Origin of the sequence: Streptomyces sp. NBC_01433 (assembly GCF_026340105.1) — a bacterium.
Lineage (GTDB): Bacteria > Actinomycetota > Actinomycetes > Streptomycetales > Streptomycetaceae > Streptomyces.
This window is the reverse complement of sequence record NZ_JAPEPM010000006.1, coordinates 138,504-154,414: the sequence shown is the minus strand read 5'-3', so window position 1 is coordinate 154,414 and position 15,911 is coordinate 138,504. Positions and strand designations below refer to the sequence as shown.

Sequence of the window (15,911 nt, the reverse complement as noted above, 5' to 3'; positions counted from 1 at the left end):
GCACGACGGACATTGCACAGACCAGTCAATGTTTTCGCAGAAGACCGGCAATGACGTCTGACTGGTTGCGGGTGCATCGTGATACGAGACCTGCACCTCAGGGGTCGCCTCCCGGTTGGTTTCAAGCGCCCTGGATTGACGTGGGGACGTATGGCCTGCCGGGCCCCGTGCCCTGTCACTGGCAAGAGCCGGTTCCGCCTCGCTGGGGCTTCATCCTGTCGCTGTCCCGCCTCTGGCTGACACGACGACCGCCGTGCAGGAGCTGCCCCGCAGTCCCTGCTTCATTCGCCGGAGACGATCATGGCTGATGGCACTGCCTCCGCACCCTCGCGGGTTTCCACCGGCGGGGCGTTGGCGCCCCGCCAGGGCCGGCGGAGGCCTGCGAAGCAGTCGAATCCGCAGCTGCAGCAAGCCGCCGAGCGGTCCGGACTCTCGTACGGACAGATCGCCCGGGACCTGAACGAGCTGGCCAGTCAGCGGGGGCACAACCTCGCCACGGACCGGAGCCGAGTGGCGCACTGGGTGCTGGATGGTGAGCAGCCCAAAGCTCCGGTGCCCAATCTCCTCGCGGAGCTGTTCACTGGGTACTTCGGGCTCGGCCGCCCCCTGACCCCTGAAGAACTGGGCTTCCGTTCGACCCGTTCTGCTTCCGGAAGCGGGATCACTCCTGATGCGGTGCGGTCCTACACCCGGTCCGCACGGGCCAGCGACCTCCAACTGGGGGATGTGGAGGATCTCGAGCTGTATGTGGCCCAGTTGTCGGGGACCTACTCCGCTCACGCCCCGAGAGACTTGTGGGAGCAGGCCACTTCGGTCCGGGCCCGTGCCGCGGCACTCCTGACCCAAAGGCGCCACACCCTGCGCGAAGGCCGGGATCTGTCCCATCACGCCGGGATGCTCTCGGTTGTCCTCGCGTGGATCGCTCACGACCTGGGCGAGGGGGAGTTCGTCGACGCGTATTGCAGCGATGCGTGGGAGCAGGGGCAGCAAGCCGGCGCCCTGGAGATCGGCGCCTGGGCGGAGGACGTCCGCTGCACCGACGCTCTCTACGACGGCCGTGACCTCGACGCGCTGGCCGCAGTGACGCGCGGGCTCGCCGTCGCGCCGCAGGGGAGCAGGGTCGCCCTGCGGCTCAGGACTCAACTCGCCCGCGTGTACGCCAAAATGGGACAAGAAGGGCAGTTTGAGGAGGTCATGCGGCGCGTGCGGCAGGACAGCGAGAGGCTGCCGCTTCACAATGCGGGGCTCTTCAGCCTGGACGCCTCGGTGGTCACGTCCTACGCGGCGTCGTCTCTGGTGTGGCTCGGCCGGCACGAGGCGGCCCGGGACTCGGCCCTCGAAGCGATCGAGCGATACCAGGGGATGCCGCTGAGCTTGGGGGCGCCGACGAGGCTGGCTATCGCCCGGCTCGACCTCGCCCTGGCCTTCACCTCGCTCGGCGACCCCGAGGCCGCCATCAGCATGGCGACGGCCGCACTGGCCGAGGGCCGGATCGTCCAATCAGTACGGAGCCGGGCCCGGCACGTCCACCACCGGCTGTCGCTGAGATATCCGGCCGCTGACGGGCTGCCCGAGTTGCAGAAGGCGCTGGACAACCTGTCGGCGCAATAGCTCGCACGACCATCCCTGCAAAGACGAGAACGAGGCAGGACGAGGGCCGGTGCGGGCGTGGCGGTTCAACCGCAACGCCCGCACCCCTGGTGGCGCAACGGCCCGACCCGTCAGATTCGACGGGCCGACGAGGAACTCCCGGCACTGCCCCGTTGCCTCGCCGGCCCCCCTGGGCAAGCGCCGTACGAAGAGAGGAAGCCCTGATGACGCCACCGATACCACTGTCCGGCGAGGGCGATGTCACCGAGTTAGTGCGCGGCGTCTGGGCATCGGCCCTTGACCGCCCCGTCTCCATGAGCGATGACTTCTTCGAACTCGGCGGCGATTCGCTCACCGCGCTCGCCGTCGCCAGTGCCGTCGCCCGAGTGACCGGCAGGATGGTCCCGGACGGGTGGCTGTACCGCCACCCGCGGCTCGCGGACGCGGCCCGCGCTCTGCTGCGGCCCCAGTTCGCCGCCACCGATGCCCCGGTGGCCCTGGAGCGTCTGGGCCGGCATCCGGTTTCCTCCCAGCAGGAGGGGCTGCTGTCCGTCATCGGGCACATCGGCGGGAGCCACCGGTATCAGGTGGCGTACGCGGCCGCGCTGGGGTCGTCGGTGGACCTGGGGCGTCTGCAAGCCGCGTGGGGCCGGATGCCGCAGAGGCATCCGGCCCTCTCCACCCGGCTTGTCCGCACTGCCGACGGTCCGGCGCAGGATGTCCGCGCGGCTCCGCTGCCCCTGGAACTGGTCGCGCCGAGTGGACAGGTTCCGGTCGGCGAGGCTACGGACCGGTGGGCGTCCGACGCGATCCCGCTCGACGGGCCCCTGGTGCGTGTCGGGCTGGTCCAGACGGCAGGCGAGCAGCAGATCGTGCTCGCGGCCCACCAGTTGGTGATGGACCCCTGGTCCTGGGGGCTGCTGCTCGCCGATCTGACCGCGCTGTACGAGAACCCGGACGCCGGGGGCGGGCCGGAGCTGGCGTACAGCGACTACGCCCGCTGGCAGCGCACCCACCTCACCGGCCAGGTGCTCGACCGGCACCTGGATTTCTGGCGGGACCGGGCGGAGGGATTTCCTGCGGCCGGGCTGCGTCTGCCGGGAGCACCGTGTCCGGCCGGTCCGGCTGGCCCTGCCGCGCGGCTGCCCGTTCAGGTTCCGGGCGGACTGGTCGGCGAGCTTGAGGAGCGGGCCAGAGCGATGGGGGCGTCGCTGTTTGAGGTGCTGCTCGGCGTGTTCCACCTTGCGGTCGGCCAGTGGTCGGGCACGGACGATGTTCTGGTCGCCAGTGCCACGGCGAGCCGCACCGTCCCGGGCGTCGAGGACGTCGTGGGCTTCTTCGTCAACGGCCGGTTCACCCGGGCCTGTGTGGCGGCGGGGACCGTGGCGGATGTGGTCAGCCGGGTCAGGCACTCCTGGCGGGCGGCGGACGATCACCGGGAACTCCACCTGGAGAAGACGCTCTTCGACCTGGGCCGCCCGGACATGGCGAACATCAAGTTCTCTCTGAACACCGTTCCCGGGCTCGCGCGTCTGTCGGCCCTGGGCGGCAGACGGCTGCGTGCCGTGCCGGTGGCCGGGACGGCCAGTGCCCGCCGCCACGTGAGCGTGGGACTGACCCGGACCGCCGGTGCGCTGGCCGGAGCGGTGACCTATCGCACCGATGTGACCGACCGCGCCGCGGTGGCCGCTCTGATCGGCGTGTTCGACCAGACCTTGCGCGCGTTCGCCGCGGATCCCGGTCAGCCCGTGGCCTTGCGTCGCCCGTAGTACCGCCGGTCCGCGAGAAGGCGGACCCCCACCCGCCGCCCGTGCGCGGTCCCAGGAGAAGGACAACCCATTGAAGGCTCTCGTGCTGGCCGGCGGGCAAGGATCCCGTCTGAGGCCGCTGACACCCATGCTGCCCAAACCGCTGGCGCCGGTGGCGAACCGCCCGGTCCTCGCCCATGTCCTGGAGCACCTGGACCGCGCTGGCATCAAGGAGACCGGCGTGATCGTCCCAGTCGCCGACCTGACGCTGTACCAGCGGATCATCGGCTCCGACACACCTGTCGGTGCGCCGGTTCGGTGGCTGCCCGAGGCGGCTGCGGCGGGCACCGGTGGATGCCTGCGCCAGCAGGCCGCGTTCTTCGGTGACGAGCCGGTTCTCGTGGTGCCCGCCGACATCGTCTCCTCGGCCGACCTCGCCCGCCTCATCGGCCATCACCGCTCGGTGGGGGCGGCGGTGACCGTTGCCGCCGTCTCGCGGGACGGGGCCCTGTGGGCCGGTGACGTGCTCGTGCCCGACCGGGCGCGGCCGGGCACGGCTGCCGGGTACCACTTCAAGCCGGCCCCCTCCTCCGGCCGGCTGCTGGGGTCGACCGGAGCGTGGGTGGTCGAGCCGGACGTGCTCGACCGGATACCCGCGCACGGCTTCACGGATTTCTCCAGCCACATCCTGCCCGGCCTGCCGGCGCCCGGGATGCCCCTGGGTCTGTTCGACGCGGGCGAGATCTATCTCCGGGACATCGGCACGCCGGCCAAGCTCCTGACCGGCAACCTGGAGGCTGCCGCCGGGAGGACGCCGGCGGCCGTGCCGACGGCGCCCGGCGCCGGAGCCGAGATCGACCCGAGCGCCCACGTCGGCGAGCAGGTCCTGATCGGCGAAGAGGCCCATATCGCCGCGGACGTGCGCCTGAGGGGCCCGGCCGTGATCGGCCCGCACGCCGTGGTCGGCGCCGGGGCCCATGTGGAGAGCGCTCTGGTACTGCCGGGTGCCCACGTCGCCGCTAGGACCCGGGTCGTCGGCGAGGTCGTCGGCGACCCGGGCCGGACACGCGAGGTGCTGCTGCGGCTGGCGGCGCAGCGGTGACCGGCCGGGAGCCGTCCGTCGCCGCGCAGGTCCTGGACTGGTGCGCCCGGACGCCGGACGCCATCGCTGTCTCCCAGGGGGAGCGCCGGTGGACGTACCGGGAGCTGGGGCAGGCTGTGGGCGGCGTCGCCGCCGAGCTTCAGGCGGCCGGTGTGCGCCCGGGGCAGGTCGTCGCGGTCACCGCGCACCGGGGCGTGGCCCAGGCCGCCGCGTGGGTGGCGGTGCTGCTGCACCGAGGTGTCCTGCTCCCCCTCGATCCCGCGCTCCCCCCGGCCGCCCGCACCGGCATGCTCACCCGGGCCGGGGCCCGTGTGGACCTGCTCGCCGGGAACGTCGACGCCCCCGCACACCCCGATGTTCCGGTGCTGCGGGTCTGTGGGCAGCCGCGTGTGTCCCGTCGCAGGGTCGGCCCGGCAGCAGACCCGGGGCCCGTGGAGGCAGGGTATGTGTTCTTCACCTCGGGCAGCACCGGTGTACCGAAAGCGATCCTGGGCCGGCACCGGAGCCTCGCCGCATTCCTGACGTGGCTCCGCTCCGCCCTGGGTGTCACACCGGCCGACCGGATCGCGCACCTGTCCGGGCCCGGTTTCGACGTGTCCCTGCGGGAGGTGTTCCTCCCGCTCACGTCCGGGGCCCGGCTGTGCCTGCCGCTGCCGGGGCCCGTGCCCCCGGGCGCCGTCCTGCCGTGGCTCGCCGAATCCGGCGTCACCCTGGTGCACACGATCCCGACCGTCGCCCGCGCCTGGCTGCGCTTCGCCCCCACCGGGGTGCATCTGCCGCGGCTGAGGACGGTGCTGTTCAGCGGCGAGCCGCTCACCGACACGCTCATCACCCGGTGGCGGACCCAACTCGGCTACCAGGGCGTCATCGTCACTCAGTACGGGCCGACCGAGACCACCCTCATCCGCTGCTGGCACCCGGTCGATCGCCCGGTGCCCGGCATCCAGCCGCTGGGCCGCCCGATCCCCGGCAGCGAGGCGTGGATCGAGGACCCGCCCGGCGTCCCCGCCCCCGCGGGCGCGGTCGGCGAGATCGTCATCCGCACCGCCTACGGCACCAGCGGCTACCTCGGCGAGGAAGCCCTCACGGCTGGCCGGTTCACCTTCGGCCCCGACGGCGAGGTCACCTACCGCACCGGCGATCTCGGCAGCGTCGACGAGCACGGCCTGCTCCACTTCCACGGCCGCACCGACGACCAGATCAAGATCCACGGAGTGCGGTTCCACCTCCACGGCGTGGAAGCGGCCCTCGAAGCCCAGCCCGGCATCGACCAGGCCGCCGTCACGGCCGAACCCGGCGTCGACGGCTCGCCGCCGCGCCTGACCGCGCACCTGCTGCTCTCCGTCGGCCATGACCGGATTCCGGTCGGCCTGCGCGCGGCCCTTCTCGACCACCTTCCGGCGGCGGCCGTTCCCTCCCGGCTGCTGGTCGTGGACGCGCTGCCGCGCACCTTGGCCAGCGGCAAGCTCGACCGCCCCCGCCTCACCACTCCCACACCCTCCGAGCCGCACGGCATCCGGCCCGCGGCCTCCCACCCCAAGGACACCCTCTGATGCGTATCCGTTTCCGGCCCCAGCCGGCCCCGAAGGACCTGACGACCGTCGCGCAGGGCCTGCGCGCCTTCGTCTTCGCCGCCAACAAGCACCCGGGCGGGGCGTCCTCCGCGGTGGAGGCGATCACCGCCCTGTACTTCTCCGGCGCCACCACCCTCGCAGAGCCGGGCCCGGTCCGCGACCGGCTCATCTACTCCAAGGGCCACGCCGCCGCCCCCTGGTACGCCGCGCTGTGGACGCTCGGCGCAATGCCTCAGATGACGTGGCAGGACGCGGCCGGCTTCGGGCAGGTCGGCCACCCGGTGCCCCGGATGCCCGTTCGCGGGAGCGTGCCGGGCGTGGAGATGAGCACCGGCGCGCTCGGCGAGGGCTTGTCCTTCGGGGTCGGTACCGCGCTCGCCGACCGGCGCGACGGCCTCAGTACCCGGACCTTCGTCGTGCTCGGCGACGGCGAGTGCACCGAGGGCCAGGTGTGGGAGGCGGCGATGACCGCGTCCCGCCTCGGCCTGCAGAACCTGGTGGCGCTCGTCGACGCGAACGGCTCCGGCAGCGTGATCAAGCTCGACCGCACGCAGTGGGCGCAGAAGTTCGCCGCGTTCGGCTGGCGCGCGGTGAGCCTGGACGGACACGACATCGACGCCATCACCCAGGAGTTGCTCGCCGAGACGGACCGGCCGACCGCGATCATCCTCAACACCGTCAAGGGCCGGGGCCTGGCCGCCGAGGTCGAGGGCTCCAACACCCTGTCCGCAGAGGTCGAGGAGCAGCACCTGCCCGACTGGGACACCGGCGCGCTGATCGAGGCGGCCCTGGCCGTCATCGACCACCACCACCCCCACGCGGCCCAGGCCCGCGCCTCGTCCGGCACCCTGCTGGCCGCCGCCGCGCCGGTCCGGCCCTCCCGCGCCGAGCTTCTCGGCCTGGTCACCGGGCACCCCGAGGGCGCCGAGGTCGTGGCGAAGAAGGCTCTCGGCGGGGACCTCGCCCAGGAACTCGCCGGGCTGCCCCTGCTGTGGATGGCCCCCGACGCCATCCGCAACTCCGGCCTCCTCGCCCGGATGGAACAGGTCGGGTCCTGGCAGTGGGGTACCCCCGGCGCGGACGTGCTGCAGTGCGCCATCGCCGAGCAGGACGCGGCCTCCCTGGCCGCCGGCGCGACGAGCGCCGGACTGTGGCCGGTGCTGTTCTCCATGGAGGGCTTCTACTGGCGGATGCTCGACCAGATCCGCGAGTCGATCGCCTTCCCCCAGCTGCCCGTTCTGCTGGTGGGCACCTCCGGAGGCCTCGGCGACCCGCTCGGCCCCATGGTGCAGTCCGACGGCTGCCTGGCCGCGCTCGCCGCCATCCCCGGACTGGAACTGCTCGAGGCCGCCGACATCAACACGGCCAAGCTCCTGGCGGCCGAGGCCCTCGCCTCCGGGCGCCCCGCCTACCTGCGCCTGCCGCACGAAGCCGTGCCCGTCCGCCACAGCCTCACCGAACTCGCCACCCGCCCCACCGGCACCGGCGCCTGGACGCTCGCCGACACCGACGCCCCCGACCTCGTCCTGGTGACGGCCGGGGCGCTGCGCGAACGTGCCCTGGAGAGCGCCGAGCAGCTGCACGCCCGCGGCCACACGGTCCGGGTCGTCGAGGTCTTCAGCCCCAGCCGCTTCTCCCGCCTCAACGCGGACCAGCGCGCCCGGTTCCTGCCGCCCGGGGTGCGGGCCGTCAGCATCCACAACGCGCCCAGCAGCGTCCTCGGCTCCCTGCTGGGCGACGGCGGGCTGGCCATCGGCGTCGACACGTACGGCATCGCCGGCTGGCCGCAGACCGCCCTGTACGAGGCGGCCGGCCTGACCACGGACGCGCTCACCGACCGCATCCTCAAGGAGCTGGCGTGACCTCCTCGCACCTCGGTGTGTCCTTCGTCGACCAGGGCCCGATCCTGGTCAGGGCGCACCGGATCGACAACTACGCCGTCCACGTCGACGATGGTCTGCTCACCCGCCCGAGCAGCCTGCTCACCGACGTCCTGGACCGGCTCGACAGCCCCGACGTGGTGATCGCCGTCGACACCGGCGCCGCCGAGCACCACCTCGGCGCCGTCACCGCCGCCGTCCTGTCGACCGGCCGGCCCTTCCAGGTGGTGCCGGTCCCGGCCGGCGAGGCGAGCAAGTCCCCGCGCGGGCTGCGCGACCTGATCGGCGCCCTGCACCGCCACCGTGCCTCCCGCCGCACCCTGCTGCTGGCGGTGGGCGGCGGCATGGTGTGCGACCTGGCCACGACCACGGCCGCCGGGTACATGCGCGGCATCCCCTACGCGCTGCTGCCCACCACGGTCCTCGCCCAGGTCGACGCGGCGATCGGCGGCAAGGGCGGACTCGACGACAACGGCGCGAAGAACCTCCTCGGAGCCTTCCACCACCCCGCGGCCGTCTTCGTCGACCCGTTGCTGACCGGCACGCTGCCCGAGCGGCACGTCCGCAACGGCCTGGCCGAGGTCATCAAGGTGGCGCTCATCGACGACGCGGACCTGGTCAACGTCCTGGAGCAGCACCCCGATCAGCTGCCGACGGGTCAGGCGCTGACCGGGATCGTCCGCGCCGCCATCGCCGCCAAGCTCCGCCTCCTGGCCACCGACCCGTTCGAGCAGGGCGACCTACGGCGGCTGTTGAATTTCGGCCACTGCGTCGGGCACCCCTACGAGGCCGCCACCGGCTACCAGGTCCTGCACGGCGAAGCCGTAGCCGTCGGCATGGCGGTCGCGGCAGCGCACGCCCACCTGACCGGCGTCGCCACCCTGGCCGAACGGGACCGGATCCTCGGCCTCCTGGACGCCTACCGGCTTCCCGCCGCCCTGCCCGAGGCAATGCGGGAACTCACCTGGGAGGGGATGGACACCGTCCGCCGCGTCCGCGGCGGACCGCTCCACCTCGTCCTGCCCCGTACCCCCGGCAACTGCACCGTGACCGACGACATCGACCGCACCTCCTACGACAAGGCCATATCCGAACTGGCGGCCCGCCCATGACCGATCGGTACTGGCTGCTGATCGAGGGCGGCGGGAGCCGCACCTGGGCCGCCCTGGCCACCCGCGACTCCGTCCTCGCCGAGCGGGAGGGGCCCTCGACCAACCCCCGCTCGGTGGGCCACGACCAGGCACACGACACCCTGGCCGAACTGGTCCGCGCACTCCCCCACGGCAAACCGCTGCGGGGAGTCGTCGCCGCCCACGGCGCCGCTTCCACCCGCGCCTGCGCCGACGAGTTCGCCGCCCTCACCCGGCGGGCGCTGGCCACCGCCGGCCACCCGCCCGTCCCGGTGCTGGTCACCAACGACATCGTGCCGCTGCTCCTCGACGGCGACGGCCCGGTGTGCGTGGTGAACTGCGGCACAGGCACCGGGTTCGCCGCCCGCAACGGCGACCGCTGGGCGCGAGCCTCCGGGCTGGAGTGGCTGCTCTCCGACGAAGGCGGCGGTCACGACCTGGCGGCCCGCGCGCTGCGGGCCGTCGTCCGGGCTCTGGACGGCCGCGGCCCCGCCACCGCGCTCATCGACGCCGCCCGCCGGTGGTGCCCGCCGAACCCCGGCGCGGGCGCCTCCCTCGGCGAGACCCTCTTCCACGCCGTACACGGCGATCCCGCCCGCAAGCCGTACGTCGCCTCGTTCGCGCCGTTCGTGCTCGACGCGGCCCGCTCCGGCGATCCGGTGGCGGCCGGGCTCCTCGACGACGCCGCCCGGGAGCTGGCCGAAGGGGCCGAGGCGGTCTGCCGAGCCGTAGGGATAGCCGGCGCGGCCCCGCCCGTCCTCGTCCTGTCCGGTTCCCTTCTCCACTCCGACGCCCTGCGCGAGCGGTTCCTCAGCCGAGCCCGAGCCCAGTTCGGGGACGGTGTCGTTCCCCGGGTGGCCGCAGGCCCGGGGCCCGGCCTGCTGCACCTGCTCGACCTGTGGCGGGACCCGGCGGCGATCGCCGCCCTGGGCCGGGCCATGCCGGTACACGCCGACCCCATCCCGGGGAGCCGGTCATGAGCGCGCAGCGCGCGAACCGCGCCGAGCCGGGGGCCGGCGCGGACCTGTATCTGGAGCGCGTGCTACGCCCGGCCCTCGACACCTGCCGCCAGGACATCGCCCGCTTCCGCGCGGCCCCGGCCCCCGCACGGGACAAGGCCAGCGTCCACGGCGGCCACGAACCCGTTACCGATCTCGACCTCACCCTGCAAGACCGCCTCACCACCGAGCTCGGCCGCGCGTTCCCCGGACTCCCGGTGATCGCCGAGGAGGGCCTAACCGAGATCCCCGAACTACCCGACGACTGCCTGCTCGTGGACCCGCTGGACGGCACCGCACCGTTCCTCGCCGGCAGCAGCGACTACGCGATCGCCATCTGCCTGGTCCGCGACGGCATCCCGGCCCAAGGCGTCATCGACCTGCCCGCCCACGACATCCGGGTCAGCGCGGCACCCGGCCTCCTCCACGTCACCGGCGACGTGACCCGGCTGCCCCACCACGGCCCCCGCACCGTCCTGACCAGCCCCGGCCACGCGGACGCCGTCCAAGCCCGCATGGCCGGCACCGGCTGGTCCATGCATCCGGTCGCCACCGCCAGCGTGAAGATCACCCACGTCGCCCTCGGCCGAGCACCGGCCGCCGTCTACCTGCCCCGGCCCGGCGGCGGCGCCGCGCCGTGGGACTACCCGGCCGCCGCCCTCGCCGTCGCCGCCGCCGGCGGAACCGTTCACGACACCACCGGGAGCGACCTGGCCCGCGCGCGGCCCGCCCGGCTCGACGGCTGGCTCGCCTCACTCCACCCACCCGACGCGGACCTGTCGGCGCTGCTGCGCCCACCGGCCGCTCCCCACCTGTAGAAGGACTCCCTCGATGCGTTCCCTCGCCACCACCACCGACGGCTGGCGCGGCCGTCCCGGCTCCGACTGGGCCGAACCGCAGCTCCTCGCCGCCCTCGACCACTGCGCCGCCCAGGGCGTCCTGGGCGAGCACGTCCTGGTCGGACACGACGCCCGGGCCGGCGCCCGCGAAGTCGCGCACCTCGCCGCCGACCTGCTCGCCCACCACGGGCTGACGACCCACCTCGCTTCGACACCTGGGCCCACGCCCGCGTTCGGAAGCCTCGTGCACCACCGGCCCGACCTGTCCGCAGCCGTCGTCGTCACCGCCAGCCACAACCCGCCCGGATACATCGGCATCAAGGTCCGCGACCGCTCCGGGCACGGCATCGCCTGGCCCCAACCGCCGGTGGACGCCGCCTTCGACCCATGCCTGCTGGAGGTGCGCCACCACCAGCGAACCGACGTCCTCAGCCCCTACGTCGGTGCCGTCGGCGACCCGCTCAGCACAGCCGCCGGAGCCTTCGACGGCGACGTCCTCCTCGACGCCGCCCACGGCGCGGTCGGCGTCCTGACCGAGCTTCTGCCCGGCATCCGGATCCTGCGCGGGCGCCCGCTGCCGTTCTTCGCCGGCCAGAGCCCCGACCCCGTCCCCCGCGTCCACGCCGAACACACCGGCCACGCCCTCCTGGACCAACTCGCCCACCCCGAGCGGGCCCTTCTGGCGATGACCGACGGCGACGGCGACCGGCTCGTGCTGTTCACCCACCGCTCCGGCTACATCCCCAGCGCCGAACAGGCCGCCGCGCTGCTGTACGCGGGACTGCCGGTGCAACGGCTGATCACCACCCACGTCGCCCCCCGCATGGCCCTGCGCGCCGCGAAGCGGGCACAGCGCGGCCTCAAGGTCACCGAGACCAGCGTCGGGTTCAAGCACCTCGTGGCGGCATGGCGCGACCAGCCCATCTCGGCACTGGGACTGGAACCCAACGGCGCCCTCGTCCACGTCACCGGCCCGGACGGCTACTTCGAACGGGACGCCCTCACCGCCCTGACCACCCTCCTGCGCACCTTCACGTCCCTGGAGAACCTGGACGACGCGATCCAGGACGTCCGCCAGGCCCACCCGCACACCCAGCTCGTCCACACCACGCCCGCCCCGCTCACCGACGTGCTGCGCGCTCTTCCCGGCCTGCTGCCCACCTGGCGCGCCGACGTCGCCGGTGAGGTCGCTCACTATGACGACGGCGCGCACGGCCACATCGCCGTGCGCGCCTCCGGCACCGAACCGGGTACCCGTCTCTACATCGAGGCCCCGGCCGGGATAGCCGAGCTGCTCACCCAGAAGCTCGGCGGGCCGACGTTCAGATTGTCTGCTTGAGCAAGCCGGCGGCCACCAGGCCGGCCAGGCCCATGTCCGCGTCGGTCAGCTGACCGCCCAAGACATGGGCCACGTATTCGTCCAGGGGCAGGGTGATCGGCTCCACGAACTCGTCGCCGTCGGGACGGGGCTCGGCGACCTTGCGGCAGCCCTGCGCGAGGACCGCGTAGCGGACGTGGGTGGCGTACGAGGCCAGATAGGTCTGCATGACGACGGTGAGCGACCGGGCCTCGAAGCCGGTCTCCTCCAGCAGTTCCCGGGCCGCGCCGACCTCGACGGGCTCGTCCGGCCCGACCAGACCGCCCGGCAACTCTTTCAGGACCTTCCCCGGGCCGGGGCGGAACTGGGACACGAGCACTCCGTGGCCGTCGTCCGTCAGCGCCACCAGCGCCACGGTCCGCGGGCCCTTGAGGATGTCCCAATCGCCCTCGCGGCCGTCGGGGTAGCGGTAGGTGCGGCATCCGACCTTCAGGAAGCCGGCCGGCTCCGGCCGCTCGCCGACCAGGGCCCATTCCAATGCATCTCGATCAGTCACGATACGCATCCTATTCATCTCGGAGAGTGGCATTACTCGGAAGTGGCGCAGGGCGGGGTGTTGCGGAGTTCGCGCAACGCCCCGCCCTGACCCGGTTCTTGGTTCAGGTCGCGGCGATGACGCCTTGGTCGGCGAGCTGCTGCCGCATGGCGCGGTACTCGTCCATGGTGACCCCCGGCGCGATGTCGGCGCGGTGAGCTCAGCTTCGCCGGGGCCGGTGCGACGCCGCCACGCGTGACGTATGCGCCTTCATCCGCACCTCCGGTGAGCAGCGGCAGTCCGCCTACGCCGAGGTTCTGTGGTCGGCGTTCCGGCAGATCGACCCGCTGCGTGCTTTGCGGTCGTATGCGGCCCGCGAGCGCCGATACGGTTGGTGACATCAGGCCAGATGCGCGGTGCGCGGGTCGGCGAGGATCGTCTCGACCGCTCGCTTCACTGAGCGGTCCTGGTCCTCGTCGTCGCTGTCGACCACGACGCACCGCCAGCTTTGGGCCACGTCCTCGAAGGCTTCCTGGACCCGGACCATCAGGTCCAGGTACGCCTCCCTGCCAGTGCCACGGCCAGCCAGCCCATGGTGCTCCAGCGCCCCCAGGCCGCCGCGCGCGGCAATGAGCCGGTCGTACGCTCGCTGCCGGTCGCACCGCACGAGGACCGGCACGTCCCGGAAGGGGTCGGGGGCGAGGACCATGGTGGCCGACCGGAACGCGGTGACGGCTGCGCGCCCGTGGCGTTCGTTGGGCGCGATCTGGGAGGCGAGCAGGCACAGCTTGGTGACCATCTTCAGCGGGTGGGCCACCTCGATCACCACGGTGCCCCGGTCCAGCTCGGGCCGGACAACGCTGGTGTAGTAGATGAGGCTGCCGGCGATCTCGCTCAAGGCGGCGGCGGTGATGGCCTGCGGGTCGTTGGCACAGATGCGGGCCGCGTTCAGCTTCTGCTCCAAGGCGCTGTCACGGAGGTCTCCCGACGGGCCGGGGAGCAGTTCCCCGAGCGCGTGTCCCTCGTCGGTGTAGGCGAAGGAGTACAGCGCGCGCAACCCCGCGTCGTAGAGCGCCCGGTTGACGTCGGCGACGTGCCCTTGGGTCTGTTCACGCAGATAGTCGCGCCGCGACAGGACGCGCACCTTCCTGTCGGCCGCTGCCAGTTCCTCGCGCAGGGCACGCGCGATGGTGGACTTGCCCGAGCCGTCCACGCCCAGGAACGAGATGGAGGATCCAGGGGTCATCGATATGCCTTCCGGTGTTCGACCAGGGCCCGGACCAGGTCGTCCCGGCTGAAGTCCGGCCAGTGGGTGCGGGTGAACCGCAGCCGCGCGTCGGTGGCGATCCAGCGCAGAATCCGCTGCCGCGCTGCTCACCGGAGGTCCGGATGAGTAGCTCGGGGTCCGGCTAGCCGCAGCTGATGAGCCGGTGGAGGTCTTCTGGCGTGATCCGTTTGGCAGCCTCTCCCGGCGAAATTCCCTCGTCGGCCCAGTCCGCGAGCAGTGATGCGGCGCCCCATCTCGTGGGCGACCACAGTGGCGTTCATGCGCCAGAGCCCTTCTGTGTACACCAGCTGGCGATTCCGTACTCGGTGGATCCGCTGATCCGGACGGACGTGGCCGTGCAGGCATATGCGTCCCGCGGCCACGGCCAGTGCATCCCGGTCAGGTGTTGCGCCGGTAGGGGTGGCGGCGTTGCGGCTGTTGCGCAACAGCCGGAGGCGCAGACCCGGAAGACTCAGGGACACGTTCCCATCGGCCGAAGGACTGCCTGCGTGACGGCGAGATGCGAGGGCCGGGTGACCATGTAGGCGATGGCGTCGGCGATGTCCTCCGCAGTGAGCGCCGCCCGGTCACCGCGCAGCAGGCCGGCGGTCAGCACGGTGTCGACGAGGCCAGGCTCGATGATCGACACCCTCACCGGCCCCTGCCCACGGCGGTGAGGTCGGCGAGCCGCTCGGATCGGTCGGGCCGGGTGGGCAGCCCGCTCACGGTCAGGACGCGTCCGTTCCAGCCGAGGAGGTCGAGCAGGACGCGGGTAGAGGTCTCGGCAACGGCAGCGGTGGCCCGTGTCGAACGCGGCCCAGACCGGCTCCAGAGCCGTCTGGAGGACGGGCCAGTGCGGGTGTTGCGCGGGCATCGCAACACATGAGGATCTAGCGGCGCAACGGCCGCCTCGGGTCGACTGTCCCGCACCCCCGGTTCACGCCACGCTCTCGATGCGTTGGCGGTTGAGGGCCTCTTTCGCCCCTGCGGTACACACGTCGGTGCCGCCTGGAGCATCCTGAAGGGACTCCGCAGATGCAGCAGACATCAATCCTTCCGGTCGTGGCGGCCGACGAGACCGCCGCGCGTGGCGGCCGGACCCGTACGGAACTGGGTCAGCACTTCCTCCGGTCGTCGGAATCCGCCCGCCGCCTCCTGGACCACGTGGACATACCCGCCGACGCCCAGGTGATCGAGGCGGGCGCGGGGCTGGGCACGCTGTCCAACGAGAAGGTCCTGCCGTGCAGGAGCTGATCGCCACCGCCTGCTTCCACTCGGGCCTGTCCGACCACCACACGGTTGTGGTGAGCCTGGACCGCGACACCCTCACCGACACCCCCGTTCACCCGGGCGGCGTGAGGGATGTCCAGGACGCAAGGCCCGCACTTCGCATGCCCCGTTTCCCGCTGGCGCGAATCGCCGCTCCACTCTGCCGCCCCTCGCCACAAGAATGCGCCGAGGAATACGCCTGGTTCCGGGAACGCCTCGCCGAACCGGGCCTCCTCGACTGCGCGGCCGACGCCGTACGGATCTGGGCGGCCCTACGGAACCAGCCCGGATTCCCGCGCCTCCGGCTCGGCCTGTCGGTCCACCGCGACACCTGCCACACAGTCGACTGGGGTCCCCGGCAGCCCTGCGACGACGCGGAGCGCGGCAGATACTTCGGGTACGCGCCGTCCGCCATCGACTCCTTCCTCCGCCGCGGTTGGGCGCCTGACCCGCCGCCGCAGGAGGCGACAACGGTGCTCGCCTCCTCGCGGGGCGAGGAGACCCTCAAGGAGGCGGAGGGGATGCCGCAGTCCCGCGCGCGGGACCAGGTGGAGCTCCTGATCACCGCTGCCGAACTGGCGCGCCGACGGGGAGATTCCGCAGAGCAGGCCCGCCGCCTGCGTGAGCGGCACAGGCCCATCAAGCCCACCGCGCCACGCTG

The 15,911-nt window shown here is 72.7% G+C and carries 13 protein-coding genes and 2 pseudogenes; 12 read left to right on the top strand and 3 right to left on the bottom strand.

Going from position 1 to position 15,911, the window contains the following annotated elements; translation table 11 throughout:
- Nucleotides 1-300 precede the first annotated feature (300 nt).
- The 9 genes from OG413_RS44220 (at nucleotide 301) to OG413_RS44180 (ending at nucleotide 12,200) form a co-directional block, all read left to right on the top strand.
- A complete protein-coding gene (locus OG413_RS44220) occupies nucleotides 301-1,611 on the top strand; it encodes a hypothetical protein (protein ID WP_266815679.1) in 1,311 nt (436 codons plus the stop codon).
- Nucleotides 1,612-1,814: 203 nt separating this feature from the next.
- Nucleotides 1,815-3,359 (top strand): condensation domain-containing protein, encoded by a 1,545-nt coding sequence (locus OG413_RS44215; protein WP_266815678.1) that lies wholly within the window; start codon nucleotides 1,815-1,817, stop codon nucleotides 3,357-3,359.
- A gap of 82 nt (nucleotides 3,360-3,441) precedes the next feature.
- Complete coding sequence (locus OG413_RS44210) at nucleotides 3,442-4,440, top strand: NDP-sugar synthase (protein ID WP_266815843.1); 999 nt, start codon at nucleotides 3,442-3,444, stop codon at nucleotides 4,438-4,440.
- Nucleotides 4,437-5,993, top strand: coding sequence for an AMP-binding protein (locus OG413_RS44205; RefSeq protein WP_266815677.1), 1,557 nt, complete (start codon nucleotides 4,437-4,439; stop codon nucleotides 5,991-5,993). Before OG413_RS44210 ends, OG413_RS44205 begins: the two co-directional genes overlap by 4 nt.
- The gene (locus OG413_RS44200) at nucleotides 5,993-7,876 is read left to right on the top strand and encodes a hypothetical protein (protein ID WP_266815676.1); all 1,884 of its coding nucleotides are present in this window, start codon (nucleotides 5,993-5,995) and stop codon (nucleotides 7,874-7,876) included. The genes OG413_RS44205 and OG413_RS44200 overlap by 1 nt, the downstream gene beginning before the upstream one ends.
- Nucleotides 7,873-9,006 (top strand): 3-dehydroquinate synthase, encoded by a 1,134-nt coding sequence (locus OG413_RS44195; protein WP_266815675.1) that lies wholly within the window; start codon nucleotides 7,873-7,875, stop codon nucleotides 9,004-9,006. Before OG413_RS44200 ends, OG413_RS44195 begins: the two co-directional genes overlap by 4 nt.
- A complete protein-coding gene (locus OG413_RS44190; RefSeq protein ID WP_266815674.1) occupies nucleotides 9,003-10,004 on the top strand; it encodes an N-acetylglucosamine kinase in 1,002 nt (333 codons plus the stop codon). Before OG413_RS44195 ends, OG413_RS44190 begins: the two co-directional genes overlap by 4 nt.
- On the top strand, nucleotides 10,001-10,840 hold the full coding sequence (locus OG413_RS44185; protein ID WP_266815673.1) for an inositol monophosphatase family protein: 840 nt from the start codon (nucleotides 10,001-10,003) through the stop codon (nucleotides 10,838-10,840). Before OG413_RS44190 ends, OG413_RS44185 begins: the two co-directional genes overlap by 4 nt.
- Nucleotides 10,841-10,853: 13 nt before the next feature.
- Nucleotides 10,854-12,200 carry a hypothetical protein gene (locus OG413_RS44180; protein ID WP_266815672.1) on the top strand — a complete coding sequence of 449 codons (1,347 nt, stop codon included), beginning with the start codon at nucleotides 10,854-10,856 and terminating at the stop codon, nucleotides 12,198-12,200.
- Here OG413_RS44180 and OG413_RS44175 read toward each other — a convergent pair.
- Entirely contained in the window at nucleotides 12,184-12,744 is a 561-nt protein-coding gene (locus OG413_RS44175; RefSeq protein WP_266815671.1) for an NUDIX hydrolase, read from the bottom strand. The two genes, OG413_RS44180 and OG413_RS44175, sit on opposite strands and share 17 nt — an antisense overlap.
- A gap of 242 nt (nucleotides 12,745-12,986) precedes the next feature.
- Between OG413_RS44175 and OG413_RS44170 the strand changes: the two are divergent.
- A pseudogene (locus OG413_RS44170) lies at nucleotides 12,987-13,112 on the top strand (isoprenyl transferase); the annotation flags it as partial.
- Nucleotides 13,113-13,114: 2 nt separating this feature from the next.
- Here the strand turns inward: OG413_RS44170 and OG413_RS44165 are convergent.
- Nucleotides 13,115-13,960 carry a hypothetical protein gene (locus OG413_RS44165; RefSeq protein ID WP_266815670.1) on the bottom strand — a complete coding sequence of 282 codons (846 nt, stop codon included), beginning with the start codon at nucleotides 13,958-13,960 and terminating at the stop codon, nucleotides 13,115-13,117.
- Between the two features lie 493 nt (nucleotides 13,961-14,453).
- The gene (locus tag OG413_RS44160) at nucleotides 14,454-14,630 is read right to left on the bottom strand and encodes a hypothetical protein (protein WP_266815669.1); all 177 of its coding nucleotides are present in this window, start codon (nucleotides 14,628-14,630) and stop codon (nucleotides 14,454-14,456) included.
- A gap of 386 nt (nucleotides 14,631-15,016) precedes the next feature.
- Between OG413_RS44160 and OG413_RS44150 the strand changes: the two genes are divergently transcribed.
- Nucleotides 15,017-15,235, top strand: a complete 219-nt coding sequence (locus tag OG413_RS44150; protein WP_266815668.1) for an rRNA adenine N-6-methyltransferase family protein — start codon at nucleotides 15,017-15,019, stop codon at nucleotides 15,233-15,235.
- Nucleotides 15,236-15,372: 137 nt separating this feature from the next.
- Nucleotides 15,373-15,693: pseudogene (locus OG413_RS44145) on the top strand (DUF6302 family protein); the annotation flags it as partial.
- Between the last annotated feature and the right edge of the window lie 218 nt (nucleotides 15,694-15,911).